The sequence below is a fragment of the Streptomyces sp. SID3212 genome (assembly GCF_009865405.1).
Classification (GTDB): Bacteria; Actinomycetota; Actinomycetes; order Streptomycetales; family Streptomycetaceae; genus Streptomyces.
In genome coordinates this window covers 1-6,094 of sequence record NZ_WWJY01000436.1, presented here as the reverse complement: position 1 = coordinate 6,094, position 6,094 = coordinate 1, and the positions used below count along the sequence as shown (strand labels likewise).

General features: G+C 71.9%; 6 protein-coding genes. 4 read left to right on the top strand and 2 right to left on the bottom strand.

Translation table 11 applies throughout. From position 1 onward, the window contains the following. The first annotated feature begins 367 nt into the window (after nt 1-367). Nucleotides 368-1,255, top strand: coding sequence for a peptidoglycan-binding protein (locus GT042_RS38170; protein WP_202532706.1), 888 nt, complete (start codon nt 368-370; stop codon nt 1,253-1,255). A 21-nt stretch (nt 1,256-1,276) separates the two neighbouring features. Here the strand turns inward: GT042_RS38170 and GT042_RS13000 are convergent, their stop codons facing one another. Continuing rightward, nucleotides 1,277-2,092, bottom strand: a complete 816-nt coding sequence (locus tag GT042_RS13000) for a family 1 encapsulin nanocompartment shell protein (RefSeq protein ID WP_161308863.1) — start codon at nt 2,090-2,092, stop codon at nt 1,277-1,279. Beyond that, nucleotides 2,089-3,168: a Dyp-type peroxidase gene (locus tag GT042_RS12995; RefSeq protein ID WP_161308862.1), complete on the bottom strand. Its 1,080-nt coding sequence runs from the start codon at nt 3,166-3,168 to the stop codon at nt 2,089-2,091. Before GT042_RS12995 ends, GT042_RS13000 begins: the two co-directional genes overlap by 4 nt. 244 nt (nt 3,169-3,412) lie before the next feature. On the opposite strand from GT042_RS12995, the gene GT042_RS12990 reads away from it, so the two are divergent. The 3 genes from GT042_RS12990 to GT042_RS12980 form a co-directional block, all read left to right on the top strand. Beyond that, nucleotides 3,413-4,969: a von Willebrand factor type A domain-containing protein gene (locus tag GT042_RS12990; RefSeq protein WP_161308861.1), complete on the top strand. Its 1,557-nt coding sequence runs from the start codon at nt 3,413-3,415 to the stop codon at nt 4,967-4,969. Between the two features lie 49 nt (nt 4,970-5,018). Next, nucleotides 5,019-5,324 carry an antibiotic biosynthesis monooxygenase gene (locus GT042_RS12985; protein ID WP_161308860.1) on the top strand — a complete coding sequence of 102 codons (306 nt, stop codon included), beginning with the start codon at nt 5,019-5,021 and terminating at the stop codon, nt 5,322-5,324. Between the two features lie 116 nt (nt 5,325-5,440). Then, nucleotides 5,441-6,094 (top strand): alcohol dehydrogenase catalytic domain-containing protein (locus GT042_RS12980; protein WP_161308859.1); only part of this gene is annotated, 654 nt, incomplete at its 3' end.

Here is a 6,094-nt window from a genome sequence, read left to right as displayed (position 1 = left end):
GGGCCGCGGCCGGCGGGTCCGCAGACGGGTGGCACAGCTCACAGATGTTCCGGAACGTCAAGCGGAACACAGCGAGTTGGCCGCTCGTTCATCGGTATGTGGGTACGGAGGGGAAGTGGTCCCGCGCCCCCGGTGACCGCCCCTCCGCCCCCTACCCTGAGACCACCCTGGCCGGCATTCCCCCGTATCGGCCAGGGATCCCGCCCCGGCCAGGCTCCCCCACCTGAGCCGGGGCTCCCCCCGTGCGCCCTGGGCCCCGGCCGCCCGCACCCCCACTCGATCGGGTGATTTCCGGTCATCTCGGACTCTTCTTCGGCTTCAATGGAGGCGCAGGCTCCCCCTCCGAACCCGTACCTGAGGAGTCGTCATGGCCGACCTCTGGATGCCCGGCGCCGAAAGAGTGGACATCAGGGACCACGCCCCCACGGACGGCGGGCCGGCGAAAGCCGTCGCGCACATCACCTGGGACAAGAACGCCACCGAGGCGAAACCGCAGGCGCTCGTGCCGTACGACCGGCTGAGAAGCTACTTCACCGAGGGAGGCAAGGGCGTCGCCCCGCACCTGCTGTGGGACCCCTTCGAGGGGAAGGTCTGCCAGTTCGTGCCCGCGACCTCACGCTCCAAATCGCTGGCGGACGAGGCCGGGGGCACGCGGACCAATCGCGCGGGCTCCGTCGTCCTCCAGATCGAGGCGCTCTTCTTCCCGTGGTGTGTCGCGGGCGGGAAGGCGTACGAATCACTCCAGGACACGCCGTGCGAGGGCTGGGAGGCCCTGCACGCCTGGGTGAAGTCCTGGGGTGTGCCCGACGTCTGGCCTCTGGGACGGCCCACGGACTTCAGCTCGCACCGCGACGAAGAGGTCTGGCGGTCCCGGGCCGGGTGGTACGCGCACGCCCAGGTCCCGGAGAACACCCACCAGGATCCGGGCAGTTGGCCGCGCTTCCCCCAGGACGACGGGGGCGGCGCGCAGGGCGGGCCGGTGAAGGCGTACGAACCGTTCCCCGGATCCGCGTGGTTCACCGCGGGCCGCAGGAGCGCGATCGTGGCCCGGATGCACGACCGCCTGGTGGCGGTCGGCTGCGACAGGTACCGCTCCTCGGCGGGCAAGGACACCCTCGGGTCGGGTGACGTCGCGTCGTACGAGGCCTGGCAGCGGAAGTACTCGGCGGACCACGGGAAGGGGTGGACGGGCTCCGCCCTCACCTGGCCCCCGGGGAAGGAGACCTGGGACGCGCTGAAGGTTCCGCGGAGGTGACGGAGCCCGGTCCTGCCCCGCTCAGGCGACGGTGGGCGGCTGCGCCGCCAGCGCGACGATCGCCTCGCTCGTGTGGACCAGGAAGGTGAGTGTCTCCTGGAAGTACAGCCGGATGTCGTCGCTGTCGTGCGACAGGTAGCCGATGGACACGTCCTGGCCGATGTGCAGGGTGAAGTCGCCGCCCCGGCTGGACAGCAGGAACGCGCCGTCGATGGCGGGTGCCCAGATGATGTCGCCGTCCAGGAGCCGCGCCAGGTGTTCGTGGATCGGGTAGCCGTGGTCGGAGGTCTCGTTCACGGCCGTGTACGCCTCGGCGCTCAGGGCCAGGTGGTAGGCGCCGTCGATGCCCGCCAGCCGCAGCGCGGTGATGGCCTGACTGACGGTGTCCGGATAGGCGCGCACGTCCGCGGGCAGGGTAAGGGCCGGGTTCGAGGAGCCGGCGCGGACCCCGGTGATGCCCGCGGCCGGGTAGCCCTCGAAGATGGCCCGGTCCTCGGCGAAGGCGAGTTGCCGGGCGGCGTCCTTGACGGGCCCCCAGTCGGCGTCCTTGGCGCCGCGTGCGACGTTGTCCACCTCACGGCGGTCGACGGTGAACGGGACCCGCAGCTCCACGACGGGCTGCGAACGGCGGGAGAGGGCGTGGACGCCGGGGGCGGGCGGGTCGATGGGGTCCACGTGTCCGGTGGGGACGGCGGACAGTTCGAGTCCGCCGGGCTCGGGCACGTCGACGATCCGGCGTCCCGCGATGTGGCGTGTGAACGTACGGCGCGCCTCCTCCTCCAGGTCGGCCCAGGCGACGGCGGAGATCGGTGCGAGTTCGCGGTGCAGGTTGTTCACGGGGTGCTGCTCCTCTTCGTTGCCTTGAGATCGCCGATGCCGAGAGAGTCGTCGGAGGCCGGGGTGCCGTCCGGGCCGGGCGTGCCGCCGCCCGCCGTGCCGTCACCGCGCGGCCGGGCGATGCGGACCTCGGCGGGCGCGGGCGGAGGCGGGGGATCGTCCAGGAAGTCGACCGTCGGGGCGAAGAAGAGGGTGCCGGTGACGGCCGTCGAGAAGTCCAGGATGCGGTCGTGGGTCGCCGGAGGGCGGCCGAGGAACATGTTCCGCAGCATCTCCTCGGTGACGCCGGGCGTACGGGAGTAGCCGATGAAGTACGTGCCGAACTCGCCCCGCCCCGGGCTGCCGAACGGCATGTTGTCGCGGAGGATGTCCTGTTCCTCGCCGTCCGCGTCGGTGACGGTGGTCAGCGCGACGTGCGACGCGTCCTCGTCCAGCTCGACGTTGGTCAGCTTCTTGCGCCCCATGATCTTCTCCTGCTGCTCGACCGGCAGCGCGTTCCAGGCGTCGAGGTCGTGCAGGTACTTCTGCACGATGACGTAGCTGCCGCCGGCGAAGCCGGGGTCCTCGTCGCCGACGAGGACGGCGGTCCGCGCGTCCGGTCCGGTCGGGTTCTCCGTACCGTCCACAAAGCCGAGCAGGTCCCGTACGTCCAGGTATTTGAAGCCCTGGACCTCGTCCTGGACGGTGACGGAGCCCCGCAACCGGTCCATGATCTCCGCCGCCAGGCCGAAGCACAGGTCGGTTCGCGTGGCGCGGATGTGGAAGAGGAGGTCGCCCGGCGTGGAGACCGCGTGGTGCCGGGGGCCCGCCAGGTCGGTGAAGGGGTGCAGCTCGGCCGGGCGGGGGCCGTCGAAGAGGCGGTCCCAGACCTGGGAGCCGAAGGCGGTCACACAGGTCAGCACGCCGTCGGGGGCGCCGAAACCGACCGCCCTGGTCAGTCCCGACAGGTCGGCCAGCAGGTCGCGGGTGACGGCCTCGCCCCCGGGATCGACCGTCAGGACCAGGAAGGTCGCGGCGGTGGTCAGGGGGCCGAGGACCGCCTGTGGCACGGCCTCCTGGGAAGGGTCGCCCGTCAATCCGCTCTCCTCGATCCATGGTCCGTCCGCTGATTCCGCGTGTGGCGCGGCTTCTCCGGTGCTTCGCGACGTGATTGTTCCGGATCATCCGGCTTTTCCGGTGTGTGCGCGCCGTAGGGGGCCGCACGAGGGACCACGAGCCAGCCGTTGCCGCATCGAGACGGATCCGAAACGCTTTCGACGGCTCGTCAGACCCTCGTCGTACGTCACATTCACAAGTGCCCGACGATTCAGGGGGGATCAGATGAGACTCGGTACGGGAATCCGCCGATCAGCTGTGGCGGGGGCGATCGCGGGGGCCCTGTTGCTCACCGGTTGCTCCGGGGAGACGGGGAGCAAGGCCAGGGCCGACAGGGCGTCGAACGGCGGCCCGCGGGCGTGGGCCGGGGGGTCGGGCGGCACCGGCGGGTCCGGAGAGCCGGCGACCGGTGTCGAGGAGGGGACGGACGAGGGCGAGCAGAAGTTCGCGCCGCCGGACTACCTGTCCACCTTCGCGCTGGACGTGGACACCGCCTCGTACGGCTACGCGGTGCGGTCCTTGGACGAGGGGCGGCGTCCCGAGCCGTCCACGGTACGGCCCGAGGAGTTCGTCAACAGCTTCCGCCAGGAGTACGACCGCCCCGAGGGCAACGGCTTCTCGGTCTCGCTGGACGGGGCCCGGGTGAACGGGACGGACGATCCGGACGGGGACGGACCGTGGTCCCTCGTCCGGGTCGGGCTGGCCACCCGGCTCGCCGACGACGGCGGGGAACGCCCGCCCGCCGCCCTGACGTTCGTGGTCGACGTCTCCGGGTCCATGGCCGAGCCCGGCCGGCTCGACCTGGTCAAGGACTCGCTCTCCCTGCTCACCGACGAGCTGCGCGACGACGACTCGATCGCCCTGGTGACCTTCAGCGGCGAGGCGGAGACCCGGCTGACCATGACGCGGGTCGGGGACAGCCGCGAGCGGATCCGGCGGGCGGTCGCCGACCTGGAACCCTCCGACTCCACCAACCTGGAGGCGGGGGTCACCACCGGGTACGAGGAGGCCGTCGAGGGCCGCAGGGAAGGCGCCACCAACCGGGTCGTCCTGCTCTCCGACGCGCTGGCCAACACCGGCGAGACGCAGGCGGACGCGATCCTCGAACGCATCGCGACCGCGCGGAAGCGCCACGGCATCACCCTCTTCGGCGTGGGGGTCGGCAGCGAGTACGGTGACGCGCTGATGGAGCGGCTGGCCGACAAGGGCGACGGCTCCACCACGTACGTCTCGGACAAGGAGGAGGCCAGGAAGGTCTTCGTCGACCAGTTGCCCGCGCAGGTCGAGTTGCGGGCCAGGGACGCGAAGGCGCAGGTGGCCTTCGACCGGCGGACGGTCGAGCGGTTCCGGCTGATCGGGTACGAGAACCGCGCGGTCGCGGACGAGGACTTCCGGAACGACCGGGTGGACGGCGGGGAGATCGGCCCCGGCCACACGGTCACCGCGCTCTACGCCGTACAGCTGCGCCCCGGCGCCGAGGGGGAGATCGCGAAGGCGACCGTGCGCTGGCTGGACCCCGCGACGCGTGCCCCGCGTGAGCGGTCGGGGTCCGTGACGACCGGCGCGGTCGACGCGGCGCTGTGGAGCGAGGCGAAGCCACGTCTCCAGGTCACCGCGGTCGCGGCCTACTTCGCCGAGGAGCTGCGCGGCGGGACGGTTCCCGGCGCACCCGCGCTGGACACGCTGGCCGAGCGGGCCGGCGCCCTGGCGGAGTCGACGGAGGACCCGTCGGTCGACCGGCTGGCGGAGGCGATCCGCCGGGCGGACCGGCTTCGGGGCTGACCGGGCGGGCCCCTCGGGCGCTGCCGGAGGTGGCGGGTAATGTGCGGACATGATCACTGAAATCGTCATCATCCAGGTCAAGGACGGCCACGGCGACGCTTTCGCCGCCGGGTATCGGCAGGCGCGTGAGCTGCTCATCACGACGCCCGGCTGCCTGAGCGCGAAGATGCTGTGGGGCGTCGAGTCGCCGTCGCGGTTCATCGGGGTGAACGAGTGGGAGTCCAAGGAGGCGCACCTGGAGAACTTCCGGGGTGACACCGAGCGGTACGCGAAGTACCGGGGCCTCCTCATGGAGCACGTCTCGGAGTCGGAGCCCCTGGTCGTCGAGCACTACGTCGACGTCATGGACGGCTGAGGCGCCTTTCCCGAACGGCACCCTTCTCCGTACGGCACCTTCTCCGTACGGCACCCTTTCCGTACGGTCCGGTCCGTAGGGATCGTTTCCCGGCGGGCCCAAGGGGAGGGTGTGGCGTGCGCGCTGTGGTGTTCGAGGAGTTCGGGCGGTTGCCGGTCGTACGGGACGTGCCCGACCCGGTGCCGCCGCCCTGCGGGGCGGTGGTCCGGGTCGGGGCGACCGGGTTGTGCCGGAGCGACTGGCACGGGTGGATGGGTCACGACGACGGGATCTCCCTGCCACATGTGCCGGGACACGAACTGGCCGGCCGCATCGTGGCGTTGGACTCGGCGGCCGGGAACTGGAACGTCGGCGACCGGGTCACGGTGCCCTTCGTCTGCGCCTGCGGGCGGTGTGCCGCGTGCGCGGCCGGGGACCAGCAGATCTGCGAGCGCCAGGAGCAGCCCGGGTTCACGCACTGGGGGTCGTTCGCCGAGTACGTTCCGGTGCACGAGGCCGACGTCAATCTGGTCGCCCTGCCCGAGGAGATGTCGTACGTCACGGCGGCGAGCCTGGGCTGCCGCTTCGCCACCGCCTACCGGGCCGTCGTCACGCGCGGGCGCGCGGGGCCCGGCGCGTGGGTGGCCGTGCACGGCTGCGGTGGGGTGGGGCTGTCGGCGGTGATGATCGCGGTGGCGGCCGGCGCGCGGGTCGTCGCGGTCGACGTGTCGCCGGAGGCGCTGCGGCTGGCCGGGCGTTTCGGCGCGGAGGCGTGTGTGGACGCCTCGGGT